Source organism: Methylobacterium sp. WL69 (assembly GCF_008039485.1).
GTDB lineage: Bacteria > Pseudomonadota > Alphaproteobacteria > Rhizobiales > Beijerinckiaceae > Methylobacterium.
In genome coordinates this window covers 24,124-39,231 of record NZ_VRUZ01000006.1, presented here as the reverse complement: position 1 = coordinate 39,231, position 15,108 = coordinate 24,124, and the positions used below count along the sequence as shown (strand labels likewise).

The window sequence follows — 15,108 nt, the reverse complement described above, 5'->3', positions numbered from 1 at the left end:
ACCCCGGATCAGGTGACGGGCGACGCCGTCTGGGTGACGGGCGCGGCCGGCGCCTTGGGCTTCGGCAGCATGGCCGGGCGCCAGCGCCGATGCATCCACAGCCACTGGCCGGGATTCTCGCGAATCCAGTCTTCGACCACGCGGGTCATGGCCTGCATGGCGCCCTGGACGTCGATCTCGCCCTTGGCGTCACGCGGCAGGTCGAGGGGCGGGGTCAGTTCGAGGGCGAAGCGCGCGCCCTCCCGCCGCACCACCCGGACCCCGTGGACCGGGCAGTCGTAGTGCCGGGCGAGCTTGCCGAGCAGCGGGTTGACGAGGACGGGACGGCCGAAGAAGTCGACCACGACGCCCCGGGTGAAATGCTGGTCGATGAGCTGGCCGAGATGGCCGCCGCGCTCCACCACGCCCTGCATGGCGAAGACCGCGCCCTGCCCGGCCGCCGCGAGGCCGCCCATGGTCTGGCGGCGCACCTCCTGCACCAGGCGGGCGGAGGCGGCGTCGTTGGGCGGGCGGAAGATCGCCGTAGCGTCGAGGCCGTAGCGGGCGGCGCAGATCGCCGGCAATTCCCAGTTGGCGAGGTGCGCCGAGAAGATCAGCCCCGGCTTCCCGTCGTCGCGCAGATCGGCGAAATGACTTTCCCCCGAGACCTGCATGCGCTGGCTCGACGGATCGGTCTCCTCGCTATCGAACAGGGTGTGCAGGTGGGCGTATTCCGCGCCGGTGCGGCCGAGATTGTCCCAGGCTTGCGCCGCCAGCGCCCGCCTTGCGGCCGGATCGAGGTCCGGGAACGCGGCGGCGAGGTTGGCCATGGCCGTGCGGTGGGCGGGCAGGAACGGGCCGATGGTCCGGACCACGCGCCCGCCGATCCGGCTCGCCCGGTCGGTCCCGAGCCGGCGCGCCAGCCAGAACAGGGTCCGGATCAGGGGGATCATCGCCAGTCCGGCAAGGCGCGGCAGGTGACGTTTCAGGACCAGGGCAAGGCGGAGCAAGGCGATTTCCGTGCGGGGGAGCGTTCCGGACGACGCCCCACCCGCCCCGCTTAGATCATTTCTTCGCGGGGGTGCACCCGGTCTGCGCCCGCCGGCGGAGCGGCCCCGGCGGGACCCGGCGTCACAGGGTGACGAGAATCTTGCCGAACACCTTGCGCGATTCGAGGCGCTCCAGCCCTTTCGCGAAGTCGGCGAGGGGCAGGACCGTATCGACGACGGGGGTGAGGCCCCCGGCCATCTTGTCGAGGGACTGGCGGATATTGGCGAGCGAGCAACCGAACGAGCCGGTGATGCGGTACTGCTGCTGGAACAGCTGCATCAGGTTCATGGTGGTCGACACGCCCGAGGTCGAGCCGCAGGTGACGAGGCGGCCACCGCGCTTGAGGCACAGGAGCGAGCCGTTCCAGGTGTCGGGGCCGACATGCTCGAACACCACGTCGACGCCCTTGCGCTTCGTCAGCCGGCGGACCTCGCCCTCGAAGCGCTCGTCGCGGTAGTTGATGACGTGGTCGGCGCCGAGCGCCCTGGCCTTCTCGCCCTTGGCGTCGTCGCCCACGGTGGTGAACACCGTGCAGCCGATGGCCTTCGCCATCTTGATCGCCGCCGTGCCGATGCCGGACCCGCCGGCATGGACCAGGATGCTCTCGCCGGGTTCGAGCTTCGCATTGTCGAACAGCATGTGCTGCACGGTGCCGAAGGCGATGGGCGCGCAGGCCGCGTCCGTGAAGCTCACGCCCTCCGGCACCCGGACCACGAGGCGGGCCGGCATGGTGACGACCTCGCGGGCGAAGCCGTCGATGTGGAACCCCATCACCCCGGCGACGTCCTCGCAAAGGTTGTCGCGACCCTCGCTACAGGCCTTGCACCGGCCGCAGGTTTGGGCGCCGTAGAGCGCCACGCGGTCGCCCTCGGCGAGGCCCTCGACGCCCTCGCCGACGCAGACGATCTCGCCGGAGGCTTCGGCGCCCACGGTGAGGGGCAGCTTGCGCTTGGCGAAGGCCATGCCGCGAAAGCCCCAGACGTCGATGTAGTTGAGGCCGACCGCCCGCACGCGGACCCGGACCTCGCCGGGGCCGGGGGGGGCTGGGGCCTCGATCTCGCTCACGCGCAGGTCGCGGTCGCCGAAGAGTTGGAGGGCTTGCATCTCGTCTCGATCCGGAATCAGGCGATGGCGATGCGGCCGTCGAGGCCGATGACGCGGCCGACCCCGCGCACGCGGTTGAGGATGCGGTCGCCCGCCAGGGTCTCGCGGTCCGCCGGCAGGGTCAGGGTGACGCGTCCGTCCGCGGCGGTGACGGGCAGGCCGCCGAGGGTGCCTTCCGTGCCGGCCGTGAGCGGGAAGGCGAGGCGCAGGAGGGCGCCGAGCAGCCGGGCCCGGTCGAACAGGCGGGGACCGGCCAGACTGCGCAGCATCGGGCTCGCCTTTTCGGGCGCGACGCCCTCGTGGCGGAAATACACGGCCAGCGCGAGGTAGGCCCGACCGGGATGGTCGATGCCGACGAAGGCGGCGTGGGTGATGACGTTGACGCTCTGCTCGCCGCGGTAATCGGGGTGCGCCCGCCATCCGATATCCGAGAGCAGGCAGGCGGCGTGGCGCAGGCGGCGCTCGTCCGCCGTCTCGGGGGCGTCGAGGGTCCCGATGAAGCGGTCGGTCCAGGCGATGAGGTCGGTGGCGTGGCCCGGCGAGCGGGCGCGCAGGACGTTGAGTTCCGCCGCCGCCGCCAGCAGGGGGTCGGCCAGGCGCGCATCGCGGTCGAGCTGCTCGTAGAGCAGGCCTTCGCGCACGCCGGAGGCCGAGATCGCGAGTTCGCGCGGACGCCCGACCTTGAGGATCTCCTCCAGCACCACGGCGCCGTAGGCCAGCAGGGGCCGGCGGGCCTCGGAGACGCTCTCGACATCCTGCAGCAGGGCCGCGTCCGTGCGCTCCACCACTTCGAGGAAGCTGAGCTCGTCCGAGGGCTCGACGCTGTAGCCGTGCATGACGTGGAGCGGATAGCCGCGCGCGGCCTGGTGGAGGCGGGCCAGCGCCCGCCAGGTGCCGCCGACCGCATAGAAGCTGCGCCCGCGCAGGGTCTCGAGCTGGGGCGCGGCCTTCTTCAGGTGCTCGCGGACGATCTTGATGGCCTTCTTGGGTGAGTTACCCGAGAGGTCCTGGAGGGCGAGGCCACCGAGCGGCATGGTCACGCCCATGCCGACGGTGGCGCCGCGCACGTCCACGAGTTCCAGCGAACCGCCGCCGAGATCCCCGACCACGCCGTCCGGCGCGTGGAAGCCCGACACGACGCCCAGGGCCGACAACTCGGCCTCGCGCCGGCCCGACAGCAACTCGATGGGATGGCCGCAGGCGGCCTCGGCGGCCGCGAGGAACTCGGGGCCGTTCCCGGCGTCGCGCGCGGCGGCGGTGGCCAGCACGAAGACCCGGGCGACCCGCATGGTCTCGCACAGCACCCGGAAGCGCGCGAGGGCGATGAGGGCCCGCCGGACCGCCTCCTCGTTGAGGCGCCCCGTGGTGAGGACGTTGCGGCCCAGCCCGCACAGCACCTTCTCGTTGTAGAGGGGCGTCGGCGCCCGGGTCAGCCCGTCATAGGCGACGAGCCGCACGGAATTCGAGCCGATGTCGATGATGGCCACGGGCGCGCGGCTGATCCGGGAGGGCGACTCGGCGGTTCCGGATTCAGCAGCGGGTGGGCCGGCATGGCGGAGGCCCATGCGTGTTCCTTCTGCGTGTTCCTTCGGCGGGGCGTCAGCCGCGCTGGGCACGGCGACTCAGGGCGCGCGGACTCGATTTCTTCGACGACTTGCCGCGCCCGGACAGGCTCGGATTCGTCATGAAATACTTGTGGGCGTTGAACGGCTCCTCGCCCTCGGCCGGCTGGATCCGCTCGCTCGCGCCCGATGCCAGTACACGCCAGCTCTGGCGGTTGTCGAGGAGGTTAGCCAGCATGATCTGATCCAGCACCTGCTGATGCACCGTCGCGTTGGTGATGGGCAGGAGGGCCTCGACCCGGCGGTCGAGGTTGCGGCTCATGAGGTCGGCCGACGAGATGTAGACCGTGGCCTTGGGGTGGGGCAGGCCGACGCCGTTGCCGAAGCAGTAGATGCGCCCGTGCTCCAGGAAGCGGCCGACGATGGATTTCACCCGGATCGTCTCCGACAGGCCGGGGATGCCGGGCCGGAGGCAGCAGATGCCGCGCACCACGCAGTCGATCTGCACGCCGGCGGCACTCGCGTCGTACAGGGCGTCGATGATCTGCTGGTCGACGAGGGAGTTGCACTTGATCCAGATCGCCGCCGGGCGCCCGGCCTTGGCGTGGGCGATTTCCTGCTCGATGTTCTCCAGGAGGCGGGGCTTCAGGGTCAGGGGCGAGACCGCCATGCGCTCCAGGCCGGCGGGCTCGGCGTAGCCGGTGATGTAGTTGAAGATCCGCGACACGTCGCGGGCCACCACCGGGTCGGCGGTGAAGAACGACAGGTCGGTGTAGATGCGCGCCGTGATCGGGTGATAGTTGCCGGTGCCGACGTGGCAGTAGCTCACGAGCTTGTCGCCCTCGCGCCGGACCACCATCGACAGCTTGGCGTGGGTCTTCAGCTCGACGAAGCCGAACACCACCTGCGCGCCGGCCTTCTCGAGGTTGCGCGCCCAGCGGATGTTGGCCTCCTCGTCGAAACGGGCCTTGAGTTCGACCAGCGCCGTGACCGACTTGCCGAGCTCGGCGGCTTCCGCCAGGGCCGCCACGATGGGCGAGTTCGAGGAGGTGCGGTAGAGGGTCTGCTTGATCGCCACGACGTTGGGATCGCGGGCGGCCTGGGCCAGGAACTGCACCACCGCGTCGAACGATTCGTAGGGGTGGTGGACGGTGAAGTCCTTCTGCCGGATGGCGGCGAACACGTCGCCGCCGCTCTCGCGGATGCGCTCGGGGAAGCGCGGGTTGTAGGCCTTGAACTTGAGTTCCGGCCGGTCGATCCCGACGATCTGCGACAGCTCGTTGAGGGCCAGCATGCCCTCGATGAGGAACACCGCGTCGGGGCCGATCTCGAGCTCGTCGGCGACGAACGCCCGCAGGTCCTCCGACATGCCGGCCTCGACCTCGAGGCGGATGACGATGCCGCGGCGGCGCTGCTTCAGGGCCGATTCGAAATGCAGGACGAGATCCTCGGCCTCTTCCTCGATCTCGAGGTCGGAATCGCGGATCACCCGGAACGCGCCGTGGCCGCGCAGGGAGTAGCCCGGGAACAGGCGCCCGGTGAACAGGACGATGACCTGCTCGATGGCGATGAAGCGCGCCGTGGCATCCCCCTCGGCATCGGGCAGGCGCACGAAGCGGTCGACGAGGGCCGGCAGGCGGATCAGGGCGCGCAGCACCCGGCCGTCGCGGGGGCGCATGAGCATCAGGGCGATGGTCGAGCCGAGATTCGGGATGAACGGGAACGGGTGCGCGGGATCGATGGCGAGGGGCGTCAGCACCGGGAAGACGTGGCTGAGGAAATACTCCTCCAGCCAGGCCTTGTGCTCCGGGGCGAGGCCGGCGGGCTCGACGAGCTCGATGCCGGCGCCGAGGAGTTCGCCTCGCAATTCGCGCCAGCGCTGCTGCTGGTCGAGGGCGAGGCGCGACACGTCCGTGCCGACGCGGGCGAGCTGCTCGGCCGGGCTCAGGCCGTCCTGCGACGGCGCCACGAGGCCGGAGCGGACCTGATCGTGCAGGCCGGCCACGCGCACCATGAAGAATTCGTCGAGGTTGTTGGCCGAGATCGAGAGGAAGCGCAGCTGCTCCAGCAGGGGGTGGTTGGGATTGGACGCCTCCTCCAGCACCCGGCGGTTGAACTGGAGCCAGGACAGCTCGCGGTTGACGAAGCGCTCGGGCGAGTGGCGCAGGGCGAGGCCGGCCTCGCGGACGGTGTCGCGGACATCCGCCTCGGCGGGGAGATCGGGACCGGAATCCGGCAGGAGCGCCTCCGCCGGAGGCAGGTCGACGTCGGGCCCGGCCTCGGCGGCCAGCGCCGCGGGCGCGTCCGGGCCTGACACGGGCTTCTCGCCGGGCACGGGCTTGTCCTGCGCGGCGCGTTTCGGGGCGGACCGCGCGGCCCGGGGACGGGCCGGCGCACGGGTGGCCTCGGCCTCGGCGGGTCCGGTCTCCGGTGCGGTCGCGTCCGATTCCATGTCCGCCAAGTGGGTGTCTCCTGAAAGCTGAGGGGCGGCTTCCTAGCATGCGGGAAGGCGCGATTCTTGACAGTTCGATGACAGTCTTCCGCGCGCGGCCGGATCGACGCTCCTAGTCGGCGTCGTCGGCCTCGTCATCCGTCGCATCGAGGCCGAGGCGGGCGAGAACCGCCAGGGCCAGGGGCCGGGTGATGCGCCGGCCGCGCCCGAGGGCGTCGCGGTCGAGCTCGGTCACCACCTGCCGGGCGAGGCCGAACGAGCGGTCGATGCGCAGGGCCAGGGCCTCGACCACGGCGAGATCGACCACGAGCTGGCGGTCCACGAACAGCTTGACGAGGACGGCGCGCAGGAGCGCGTCGTCGGGGGGAAGGATGGTGGCGCCGGGCGCCAGGCGCAGGCGCGAGCGCAGGTCCGCCGTGGCGAGGCCCATGGCCTCCACCGGCTGGGCCGCCGTGACGAGGACGGGGCTGCCATGCTCGCGGGCGAGGTTGAGGAGGTGGAACAGGGCCGCCTCGTCGCGGCCCTCGGCCCGGTCGATGTCCTCGATGACGAGGGCGCCGTTAGAGACGAGGTGGGGCACCGCCGCCGCCCGGACCTCGGCGACGGCGGCGGTCCAGGCATGGGCCCGCGTCGCCCAGATCGAGGCGAGGTGGCTCTTGCCGCTGCCGGGCGGCCCGGTGAGGACGCAGACGGTGTCGGGCCAGTTCGGCCAGGCCTCCACCAGACCGTAGGCGGCCGCGTTGGCCGGGCCGACCAGGAAATCCTCCCGCCCGTAGCGGGGGTCGGCGGGCAGGTCGAAGGCGAGTTGTTTCGGCGGCGCGTTCTCGCGGATGGCCATCAGGTCTCACGGTTGGGGAGCAGCACCGGGGAGCCCGCGTGATAGAGCGGGCTCTGCAGGTAGCGGCCGAGGGCGAAGCGCACCACGACGCCGATGGAGGCGGCCACGGGCACGGCCAGCAGCAGGCCGAGGAAGCCGAACAGCGACCCGAAGGCCAGGAGCGCGAACATGAGCCAGACCGGGTGGAGGCCCACCGATTCGCCCACGAGCTTCGGCGAGATGATGTTGCCCTCCAGGAACTGGCCGACCACGAACACCCCGATGGTGAGCCCGATATGGAGCCAGTCGGATTCGGGCCAGAACTGCGCCAGGGCGACGCCGACGGAGAGCAGGAAGCCCGTGAGCGTGCCGACATACGGGATGAAGGTGAGGAACCCGGCGATGAGGCCGATGAGCACGCCGAAATTCAGCCCGATGGCGAACAGGCCCACGGCGTAGAAGCTGCCGAGGATCAGGCAGACCAGGGTCTGGCCGCGCACGAAGCCGGTGATGGCCCCGTTGATCTCGCGGCCGAGGCGGCGCACCACGGGGCGGTGCCGCGGCGGCACCCAGCTGTCCAGGGCCGCGATCATCCGGTCCCAGTCGACGAGCAGGTAGAACGCCACCACGGGCGTCACCACGAGAAGCGAGGCGATGGAGATCAGCGCCTGGCTGCCCGACCACAGGGATTTCAGGAACGCCAGGAACCACGTGCCACCCTGCCCCACCAGGGTGCCGACGGAGGATTGCAGGTCGGTCAGCACGTCCGCGCCGCCCACGCGCTGCAAGAGCGGGCCGGCCCGCTCCGTCAGGATTCCCTGCAGCCGGGCGACCATGCCGGGCAGGGTGGCGACCAGCGCGGCGATCTGGTTGGCGGCGAGCGGCACGACGATGAGGAGCGCCACCACGAGGGCGACTACGAACATCGCCAGGATCAGGAGCGAGGCCGAGAGCCGCCCGAGGCCGAGGCGCTCCAGCCGGTCGGCGAGGGGATCGAGGAGGTAGGCCAGCGCGAGCCCCGCCACGAAGGGTAGCATCACGTCGGCCAGCAGGTAGAGCAGCAGGACGACCCCGCCGAGCGCCAGACACCCGATCACCGCCCTGCCGCGCATCGGCCGTCCTCCCCCGCACACGCCGCCCGTGCGCTCCCGAGAGTGGGAAGCCGGGGCGGTGCGGTCAAGGCTCGGCGTCGGTCCCGTGCTCCGCTCGCGCCGATGACGACCGGACCTCGCTGCGTCCGGCGGGCGCCGACCGCCGCGTCCGCGCATCCATCAACTACAGTCCGGGAAAAACACTGTGGATTTCTCGAGCACCCGCGACGGCCACTTGGTCAAAGGGCTACTGTCTCAAGTCCGGAGACGAAATGAGACTCATTCCCCGACACTAGGCCGGATAATTAACCGCCCTGCCGCAGAACCCTCCCGGGAGATGGAGACCGATCAATGCGTTTGTCGAGTAAGCTCGTCGGATTGGTCGCGGCGATGCTGATCTCTAGCCTGCTCCTGGCCGGGTCGATCATCCTCTATGGGCGATCCGTCGCTCAGGTCAGTGCGACGCACGAGACGCGTCAGAAATCGATCCTCCTCGCCGACGAAATTCGGCAGAGCTCGGACGACCTCACCCGTCTCGGCCGCACCTACGTCGTGACCGGGAAGGCGGCCTACAAACGGCAGTACCAGAGCATCCTCGACATCCGCTCCGGCCGCGCGCCGCGCCCGGAGGAGTATCATCGCATCTACTGGGACTTCGTCGCGGCCGGCGTGGCGAAGCCGCGCCCGGACGGCGAGACCGTATCGATGCCCGACCTCATGAAGCGCCTCGGCTTCTCCCAGCGGGAATACGACATGCTGGCCGAATCTGTCCGCAACTCGGACGGCCTGGTCCAGCTCGAGGTCGAGGCGATGAATCTCGTCGAGGGCAAGGACAGCACGGGTCAGCCCCTGGCACAGCCGGATGGGGTCCGGGACCGCAACCGGGCGATCGACCTCGTCCATTCCGACGCCTATCACGCCTTCAAGGCGCAGATCATGAAGCCCCTCGACGGGTTCTACGGGCTGATGCAGGCGCGCACCGATGCGGCCGTCGCGACGGACGAGGCCCGGGCGCACCTCTACTTCACCGTCGTGGTCGCCGCGCTGACGGCCACCGTCGCGAGCTTCCTGGCGCTCGGCTGATTCGCCTACGAGGCCCTGGTCCGCGGCTACGGTGCGGTCGGCGAGGCCATGGGCCGGATCGCCCGGGGCGATTACGCCGCGGCGGTACCGGGCCGGGGACGCCGCGACGAGGTCGGCGACCTCGCCCGCGGCCTCGAAGCCTTCAAGGCCAACCTCGCCCGGGACGTGTCGGAACGCCACGCCGAGGAAACCCGGGTGCGCGAGGCCACCCGCCGGGGCCACACCGAGACCCTGGCGCAATCCTTCGAGGCGACGTTCAGCGGCATCGTCCGGGCCGTGGCGACGTCCGTGGGCGAGCTGCAGGGCACCGCGCTGACGATGTCGCGGATGGCCGGCGACACCGCCGACCGCTCGGGCGCCGTGATCCGGGCCGCGGAGGAGGCGTCCGCCAACGTCGCCGCCGTGGCGGCGGCGGCGGAGCAGCTCAGCGCCTCGGTGTCGGAGGTCGGCCGTCAGGTCGACAGTTCGGCGGCCCTGACGCAGGCGAGCGCGACGGAGGCCGGACGCACCGCCGGCCTAGTGCAGAATCTGAGTCAGGCGGCGACCCGGGTCGGCGACGTGGTGGCGATGATCAACGGCATCGCCGGCCAGACCAACCTGCTCGCCCTCAACGCCACCATCGAGGCCGCCCGGGCCGGCGAGGCGGGACGTGGCTTCGCCGTGGTCGCGGCCGAGGTCAAGGAACTCGCGAACCAGACCGCCCGGGCCACCGAAGAGATCGCTTCGCAGATCGGGAGCATCCAGGCGGTGACCGGTGAGGCGGTGACGGCGATCGGCGCCATCGCCGGGCGCATCGGCGACCTGAGCGGGATCTCGCACGCGATCGCGGCCGCGGTGGAGGAGCAGGGGGCCGCGACCCGGGAGATCGTGCGCAACATCCACCAGACCGCCGTCGGCACCGGCGAGGTCACGTCCCATATCGGCGGCGTCGCCGAAGCGGCGCACAAGGCCGGCGGCGAAGCCGGGCGGGTGCTCTCCGTCGCCACCTCCGTCTCCCACGATGCCGACCACCTCGACGCCGCGGTCAACCGCTTCCTGGCGCAGCTCCGGGCCGCCTGACGACGGGGACCGGACGAGTCCGGGTCGACCGCCCCTCGAACGGCGGCGTCGGGGCGATGCCCCCGGTGTCGGATGCCGGAGTCGTTCGCAACCCCTCGCCGAGACCGCCCCGACCCGCTAGAGCAGGCCGAACGGGACGTTGAGACGAGGTGCCGATGACGGCCGAACACAAGGGAATGACCTACGCGGAGGCCGGCGTCGACATCGACGCCGGCAACGCCATGGTCGAGACGATCAAGCCGCTGGTGCGGGCCACGCGCCGGCCGGGGGCGGATGCCGAGATCGGCGGGTTCGGCGGCCTGTTCGACCTCAAGGCGGCGGGGTTCCGCGATCCGATCCTGGTGGCGGCCAATGACGGCGTCGGCACCAAGGTGAAGATCGCCATCGAGACGAACCGCCACGACACCATCGGCATCGATCTCGTCGCCATGTGCGTCAACGACATCATCGTCCAGGGCGCCGAGCCGTTGTTCTTCCTCGATTACTACGCCACCGCCAAGCTGGTGCCGGGCGTCGGCACCGACATCGTGCGCGGCATCGCGGCGGGGTGCCGGCTGGCCGGCTGCGCCCTCATCGGCGGCGAGACCGCCGAGATGCCGGGCCTCTACGACGGCGCCGACTACGATCTCGCCGGCTTCAGCGTGGGGGCGGCGGAGCGGGGCACCCTGCTGCCGCGCGGCAACATCGTGCCGGGCGACGTGGTCCTCGGCCTGCCCTCCTCCGGGGTCCATTCCAACGGCTTCTCGCTCGTGCGCCGCATCGTCGAGAAGAGCGGCCTGTCCTACGACGATCCGGCCCCGTTCGAGCCGATCCGGACCCTGGGCGAAGCCCTCCTCGAGCCGACCCGCATCTACGTGAAGCCCCTGCTCGCCGCCCTGAAATCCACGGACGGGATCAAGGCGCTGGCGCACATCACCGGTGGGGGCTTTCCCGACAACCTGCCCCGCGTGCTGCCCGACGGGGTCGGCATCGCCATCGACCTCGACGCGATCATGCCCCCGCCCGTGTTCGGCTGGCTCGCCGAGATCGGCGAGGTCGCCGAATCCGAGATGCTGCGCACCTTCAACTGCGGCATCGGCATGGTGGTGGTGGTGGCGCCCGACAGCGTCGGCGCCGTCTCGAAGGCGCTGGATCTCGGCGGCGCCTCGCCCGTTCGCCTCGGCCGGATCACCGCGCGCGGCCCCGAGCCCGTGACCTTCGAAGGCCGGCTCACGTTTTGACGGGGCCGTGCGGATGACGATTTCGAAAAAAATCCGGGTCGCGATCCTGATCTCGGGACGCGGTTCGAACATGGCCTCGCTCATCGCGGCGGCCACGGCGGCCGACTATCCCGCCGAGATCGTGCTGGTCGCCTCCAACCGGCCCGACGCCGGGGGCCTCGCCGCGGCGGCGGCGGCCGGCATCCCGACCCGCGCCCTCGACCACAAGGCCTATCCGAGCCGGGCGGCCTTCGACGGGGCGCTCCACGCCGAGCTCGTCGCCGCCAATATCGACCTCGTGTGCCTGGCCGGCTTCATGCGGATCTTCTCCGCCGGCTTCGTCGAGGCCTGGGCCGGGCGGATGATCAACATCCACCCCTCCCTGCTGCCCCTGTTCAAGGGCGTGCACACCCACGAGCAGGCGCTCGCCGCCGGGGTGCGCCTGCACGGCTGCACGGTGCATTACGTGGTGCCGGAACTCGATGCCGGGCCCATCGTCGCCCAGGCCGCCGTGCCGGTCCTGCCCGGCGACGATGCCGACGCCCTAGCCGCCCGCATCCTGGTGGAGGAGCACCGGCTCTACCCGGCGGCCCTGGCGCTCATCGCCTCGGGCCATGCGCGCCTCGACGGCGACCGGGTGGTTTTCTCGGACACCGTGCGCCGGGCGGACGGCGCCCTGCTCAGTCTTCGGGAATAGCAAAGGCTCGGACGAAGGGCGGACCTGCAGGGCAGACCTGCACGGCGGGTCCGCCCTGCGGCAGGATCAGGCCGGGCGCGGCAGCTGGCAGCTGTCGAGGGCCGAGAGCGCCTTGGCGCGGGCCGAATCGTTGAAGTAGCCGGTGGTGCGGTAGGCGGCGAGCTCGCCCTGATCGAGGCTCGCCAGGGTGCGCTGGGCGTAGCAGCCGCACGGACGGGCGAGCGAGACCTCGGAGACGTTCTGGAGCCGGGCCTGGGTCACGGCGCAGGCGTGGCGCACGCGGCCGGTGAGGTTGTTCGCCGAGGCGGTCTTCAGGGCCGGATCGGGGGTGTAGCCGGCGAGCTCGGCCGTCGGGCCGGCCTTGTTGGCGTTGCAGGCGGCGAGCGCGGCGAGGAGGCCGGCGGCGAGCAGAAGCCGGCCGGTGCGCGGAGCGAGGAGGCGCATGGTGTGACGGGTCCGTGAAAGCGATTCGGGAAACGACCCGGTTTCACGGAGCCCTCGGGGCCGCGCAAGGGCAGCGCGGCCACAGCGTGGCGGCAAATACCGCCACGCGCCGCCGGCCCGAGGGAGGAGGCGACGCGTGGCGAAGCGACTCAGCCGACGATGTCGGAATCCTGGAAGAACTGCGCGATCTCGAGCTTGGCGTTCTCGGCGCTGTCGGACCCGTGGACGGTGTTCTCGCCCACCGACTCGGAGAAGGTCTTGCGGATGGTGCCCTCGTCGGCATTGGCCGGGTTGGTGGCGCCCATGACCTCACGGTAGCGGGCGATGGCGTTCTCGCCCTCGAGGACCTGCACGACCACGGGACCGGAGATCATGAAATCGACGAGCTCGCCGAAGAACGGGCGCTCCTTGTGGACCTCGTAGAACTTCTCGGCCTGGGCACGGCTCATCTGGATGCGGCGCTGGCCGACGATGCGCAGGCCCGCCTTCTCGATCACGGCATTGACCGCGCCGGTCAGGTTCCGCTTCGTCGCGTCGGGCTTGAGGATGGAGAAGGTGCGCTCGGTGGCCATGAATGCGTCCGGTTCTGATTCTGGGGCCGAGACTGAGGCCCCGGCGCCGGGCTTATAGCGGGGGTGCCCCTGCCCCTCAACCCGAGGGCAAAAACACCTTGGCCATGGCTTGAGCGCAACAGTGCCGGAAATTCGCCCGATTGCGCGGGCTTTCTGGGGTCAACGACACCACCCCCTGCCGCCGTTCGACGGAGACCAGCCCATGCGCGTCGCCCTGACTGCCGCCTTCCTCCTTTCCGGCCTCACCGCCATCCAGGTCGCGCCGGCCCTCGCCGCGCCGGCCCAGGACCCCTCGGGTACCTGGCTCACGGGCGACGGCCGCGCCAAGGTCCGCATCGACCGCTGCGGCCCGGCGGGCGCCAACATCTGCGGCAAGGTGGTCTGGCTGAAGTCGCCCAACACCGAGGACGGCACCCCGCGCACGGACATCAAGAACCCCGATCCGAAGAAGCGCGGCCGGCCGGCGCTGGGCCTCACCCTCCTCGACAACCTCAAGCCCGAGGAAGCGAAGTTCTCCGGCGAGATCTACAATGCCGACGAGGGCAAGCTGTACCAGGTCAGCCTGGAGCGCGAGAGCGCCGCGGAACTGTCGGTCTCCGGCTGCCTCCTGAAGATCCTGTGCGGCTCGCAGACCTGGACCCGGGTGCCGGACGTGAACCAGCAGGCCGCCAACGCGGCCGGCGAGACGGCCGCCCCGGCCCCGAAGCCCGCCGCGAAGGCGGCTCTCAAGCCGGCCGCCAAAGCCGCGCCGGCGGACAAGGCCGCGCCGGCGGAGCAGTAAGCCCCGCGGGGAGGGTCCGAGCCCTCCCCTCAGATCGCCGCGAAGCCGCGCTGCACGCCCGGACGCGCCAGCATCCGGGCGATCCAGGCCCGCACGTCGGGCAGGTCGGCGAGATCGACGCCCTGCTTCTCGTGGTACTTCGCCCACGGCAGGATCGCGATGTCGGCGATGGAGAGCTCGCCCGCCACGTAGTCCCGGCCGGCGAGCTGGCGATCGAGGACGCCGTAGAGGCGCTGGGCCTCCGTGGTGAACCGCTCGATGGCGTATGAAATCTTCTCCTGCGCGTAGATGCGGAAATGGTGGGTCTGGCCGAGCATCGGGCCGAAGCCCGCCACCTGCCACATCAGCCATTCCTCGACCTTCACCCGCGCGCGCTCGTCGGCGGGGAGGAAGCAGCCGGTCTTGCGGCTGAGATACTGCAGGATCGCCCCCGATTCGAAGATGGTGATCGGTTGGCCGTCCGGCCCGTCGGGATCGACGATGGCCGGGATCTTGTTGTTCGGCGAGATCGCGAGGAAGTCCGGCGCCATCTGGTCGCCCCGGCCGATGTTCACCGGCACCACCCGGTAGGGCAGGCCGCACTCCTCCAGCATGATCGGGATCTTCCAGCCGTTGGGCGTGCTCCAGGTGTGGACGTCGATGGGTTTTCCCGGAGCGTGTGCCATGCGGATCATCCCGGCCAAGGTTGAGCAGCCTTCATGTGCCGGATCAAACCGGAACGCCAGCCGATGGTTGCGGGAAGCGGGCCGGCGGTGGATCGCGGCCCCGCCCCCTCCGGAAAGAGGCTCGTCCCGTGAAGAGGGCTCTTGCCGAACCCTGTGGTTGTGGGTGTGATGCGTCCCGCCCGCCGCGCGACGGGCAAGTCCACAATCGAGGGTTGTCACGATGCCATTCCGTTCCATCCTGGTCGCCTGCCTCGCCGCTCCGCTGCTGCTGGCCCAACCGGTTCTCGCCAAGGAGCCGGATGCCACCGCCAAGGAGCCGAGCGTGAGCCAGAGCGCGGCGCGCCAGCGCCAGAAGACCTGCGGCGCGGAATGGCGCGCGCTCTCCGTGGCCGACAAGGCCGCCAAGGGTCCGAAATGGCCGCAATACTTCAGCAAATGCGTGAAGCGGCTCAAGGAGCAGAAGGCCTGACGGCGCGTCCGGGGCTGGAACGCTTGAGCGCCTGCCCTGGTTTGCCGTCGGGCGGGTGAGCGAAGCGGAACGCCGCCGTCCCGT

15 protein-coding genes are annotated in these 15,108 nt (G+C 70.8%); 6 read left to right on the top strand and 9 right to left on the bottom strand.

Translation table 11 applies throughout. The annotated features are described in order from the left end of the window. Positions 1-8: 8 nt before the first annotated feature. The 6 genes from FV218_RS03430 to FV218_RS03405 all read right to left on the bottom strand — a co-directional run bounded on the left by FV218_RS03430 (position 9) and on the right by FV218_RS03405 (position 8,076). A complete protein-coding gene (locus tag FV218_RS03430) occupies positions 9-989 on the bottom strand; it encodes a lipid A biosynthesis lauroyl acyltransferase (protein ID WP_147708709.1) in 981 nt (326 codons plus the stop codon). 121 nt (positions 990-1,110) lie between these two features. After that, positions 1,111-2,133, bottom strand: a complete 1,023-nt coding sequence (locus FV218_RS03425) for a zinc-binding dehydrogenase (RefSeq protein WP_147708708.1) — start codon at positions 2,131-2,133, stop codon at positions 1,111-1,113. Positions 2,134-2,150: 17 nt separating this feature from the next. Beyond that, positions 2,151-3,698 carry an exopolyphosphatase gene (gene ppx / locus FV218_RS03420; RefSeq protein ID WP_147708707.1) on the bottom strand — a complete coding sequence of 516 codons (1,548 nt, stop codon included), beginning with the start codon at positions 3,696-3,698 and terminating at the stop codon, positions 2,151-2,153. A 34-nt stretch (positions 3,699-3,732) separates the two neighbouring features. Beyond that, positions 3,733-6,147 (bottom strand): RNA degradosome polyphosphate kinase, encoded by a 2,415-nt coding sequence (locus FV218_RS03415; RefSeq protein WP_147708753.1) that lies wholly within the window; start codon positions 6,145-6,147, stop codon positions 3,733-3,735. A 112-nt stretch (positions 6,148-6,259) separates the two neighbouring features. Further along, positions 6,260-6,979, bottom strand: a complete 720-nt coding sequence (locus FV218_RS03410) for a DnaA/Hda family protein (protein ID WP_056096418.1) — start codon at positions 6,977-6,979, stop codon at positions 6,260-6,262. A gap of 5 nt (positions 6,980-6,984) precedes the next feature. Beyond that, positions 6,985-8,076: an AI-2E family transporter gene (locus FV218_RS03405; RefSeq protein ID WP_056096043.1), complete on the bottom strand. Its 1,092-nt coding sequence runs from the start codon at positions 8,074-8,076 to the stop codon at positions 6,985-6,987. 330 nt (positions 8,077-8,406) lie between these two features. Here FV218_RS03405 and FV218_RS23105 point away from each other — a divergent pair, with 330 nt between their 5' ends. From FV218_RS23105 to purN, 4 genes are all read left to right on the top strand, one after another. Then, positions 8,407-9,138: a hypothetical protein gene (locus FV218_RS23105; protein ID WP_246684975.1), complete on the top strand. Its 732-nt coding sequence runs from the start codon at positions 8,407-8,409 to the stop codon at positions 9,136-9,138. Positions 9,139-9,186: 48 nt separating this feature from the next. Beyond that, positions 9,187-10,197: a methyl-accepting chemotaxis protein gene (locus tag FV218_RS23100; protein WP_246684974.1), complete on the top strand. Its 1,011-nt coding sequence runs from the start codon at positions 9,187-9,189 to the stop codon at positions 10,195-10,197. A 155-nt stretch (positions 10,198-10,352) separates the two neighbouring features. After that, positions 10,353-11,417, top strand: coding sequence for a phosphoribosylformylglycinamidine cyclo-ligase (purM, locus tag FV218_RS03395; protein ID WP_056096041.1), 1,065 nt, complete (start codon positions 10,353-10,355; stop codon positions 11,415-11,417). Positions 11,418-11,430: 13 nt separating this feature from the next. After that, a complete protein-coding gene (gene purN, locus FV218_RS03390; protein WP_187272954.1) occupies positions 11,431-12,093 on the top strand; it encodes a phosphoribosylglycinamide formyltransferase in 663 nt (220 codons plus the stop codon). 66 nt (positions 12,094-12,159) lie between these two features. On the opposite strand, the gene FV218_RS03385 is transcribed toward purN, so the two are convergent. Continuing rightward, positions 12,160-12,537: a hypothetical protein gene (locus FV218_RS03385; RefSeq protein WP_056096036.1), complete on the bottom strand. Its 378-nt coding sequence runs from the start codon at positions 12,535-12,537 to the stop codon at positions 12,160-12,162. 149 nt (positions 12,538-12,686) lie between these two features. After that, complete coding sequence (ndk, locus tag FV218_RS03380; RefSeq protein WP_056096033.1) at positions 12,687-13,109, bottom strand: nucleoside-diphosphate kinase; 423 nt, start codon at positions 13,107-13,109, stop codon at positions 12,687-12,689. A 202-nt stretch (positions 13,110-13,311) separates the two neighbouring features. On the opposite strand from ndk, the gene FV218_RS03375 reads away from it, so the two are divergent. Continuing rightward, positions 13,312-13,890 carry a DUF2147 domain-containing protein gene (locus FV218_RS03375; protein WP_056096030.1) on the top strand — a complete coding sequence of 193 codons (579 nt, stop codon included), beginning with the start codon at positions 13,312-13,314 and terminating at the stop codon, positions 13,888-13,890. Between the two features lie 29 nt (positions 13,891-13,919). Here FV218_RS03375 and FV218_RS03370 read toward each other — a convergent pair whose 3' ends face one another. Further along, positions 13,920-14,555 carry a glutathione S-transferase N-terminal domain-containing protein gene (locus tag FV218_RS03370; RefSeq protein WP_147708705.1) on the bottom strand — a complete coding sequence of 212 codons (636 nt, stop codon included), beginning with the start codon at positions 14,553-14,555 and terminating at the stop codon, positions 13,920-13,922. A 220-nt stretch (positions 14,556-14,775) separates the two neighbouring features. On the opposite strand from FV218_RS03370, the gene FV218_RS03365 reads away from it, so the two are divergent. Beyond that, a complete protein-coding gene (locus FV218_RS03365) occupies positions 14,776-15,024 on the top strand; it encodes a hypothetical protein (protein ID WP_056096028.1) in 249 nt (82 codons plus the stop codon). The last annotated feature ends 84 nt before the right edge of the window (positions 15,025-15,108 follow it).

Coding starts and splice junctions, on each gene's coding strand:
- FV218_RS03385 (WP_056096036.1), bottom strand. CDS start 12,537: ATGCGCCTCCTCGCTCCGCGCACCGGCCGGCTTCTGCTCGCCGCCGGC.
- FV218_RS23100 (WP_246684974.1), top strand. CDS start 9,187: ATGGGCCGGATCGCCCGGGGCGATTACGCCGCGGCGGTACCGGGCCGG.
- FV218_RS03425 (WP_147708708.1), bottom strand. CDS start 2,133: ATGCAAGCCCTCCAACTCTTCGGCGACCGCGACCTGCGCGTGAGCGAG.
- FV218_RS03370 (WP_147708705.1), bottom strand. CDS start 14,555: ATGGCACACGCTCCGGGAAAACCCATCGACGTCCACACCTGGAGCACG.
- FV218_RS03415 (WP_147708753.1), bottom strand. CDS start 6,147: ATGGAATCGGACGCGACCGCACCGGAGACCGGACCCGCCGAGGCCGAG.
- FV218_RS03365 (WP_056096028.1), top strand. CDS start 14,776: ATGCCATTCCGTTCCATCCTGGTCGCCTGCCTCGCCGCTCCGCTGCTG.
- purN (WP_187272954.1), top strand. CDS start 11,431: ATGACGATTTCGAAAAAAATCCGGGTCGCGATCCTGATCTCGGGACGC.
- ndk (WP_056096033.1), bottom strand. CDS start 13,109: ATGGCCACCGAGCGCACCTTCTCCATCCTCAAGCCCGACGCGACGAAG.
- ppx (WP_147708707.1), bottom strand. CDS start 3,698: ATGGGCCTCCGCCATGCCGGCCCACCCGCTGCTGAATCCGGAACCGCC.
- purM (WP_056096041.1), top strand. CDS start 10,353: ATGACGGCCGAACACAAGGGAATGACCTACGCGGAGGCCGGCGTCGAC.
- FV218_RS23105 (WP_246684975.1), top strand. CDS start 8,407: ATGCGTTTGTCGAGTAAGCTCGTCGGATTGGTCGCGGCGATGCTGATC.
- FV218_RS03405 (WP_056096043.1), bottom strand. CDS start 8,076: ATGCGCGGCAGGGCGGTGATCGGGTGTCTGGCGCTCGGCGGGGTCGTC.
- FV218_RS03375 (WP_056096030.1), top strand. CDS start 13,312: ATGCGCGTCGCCCTGACTGCCGCCTTCCTCCTTTCCGGCCTCACCGCC.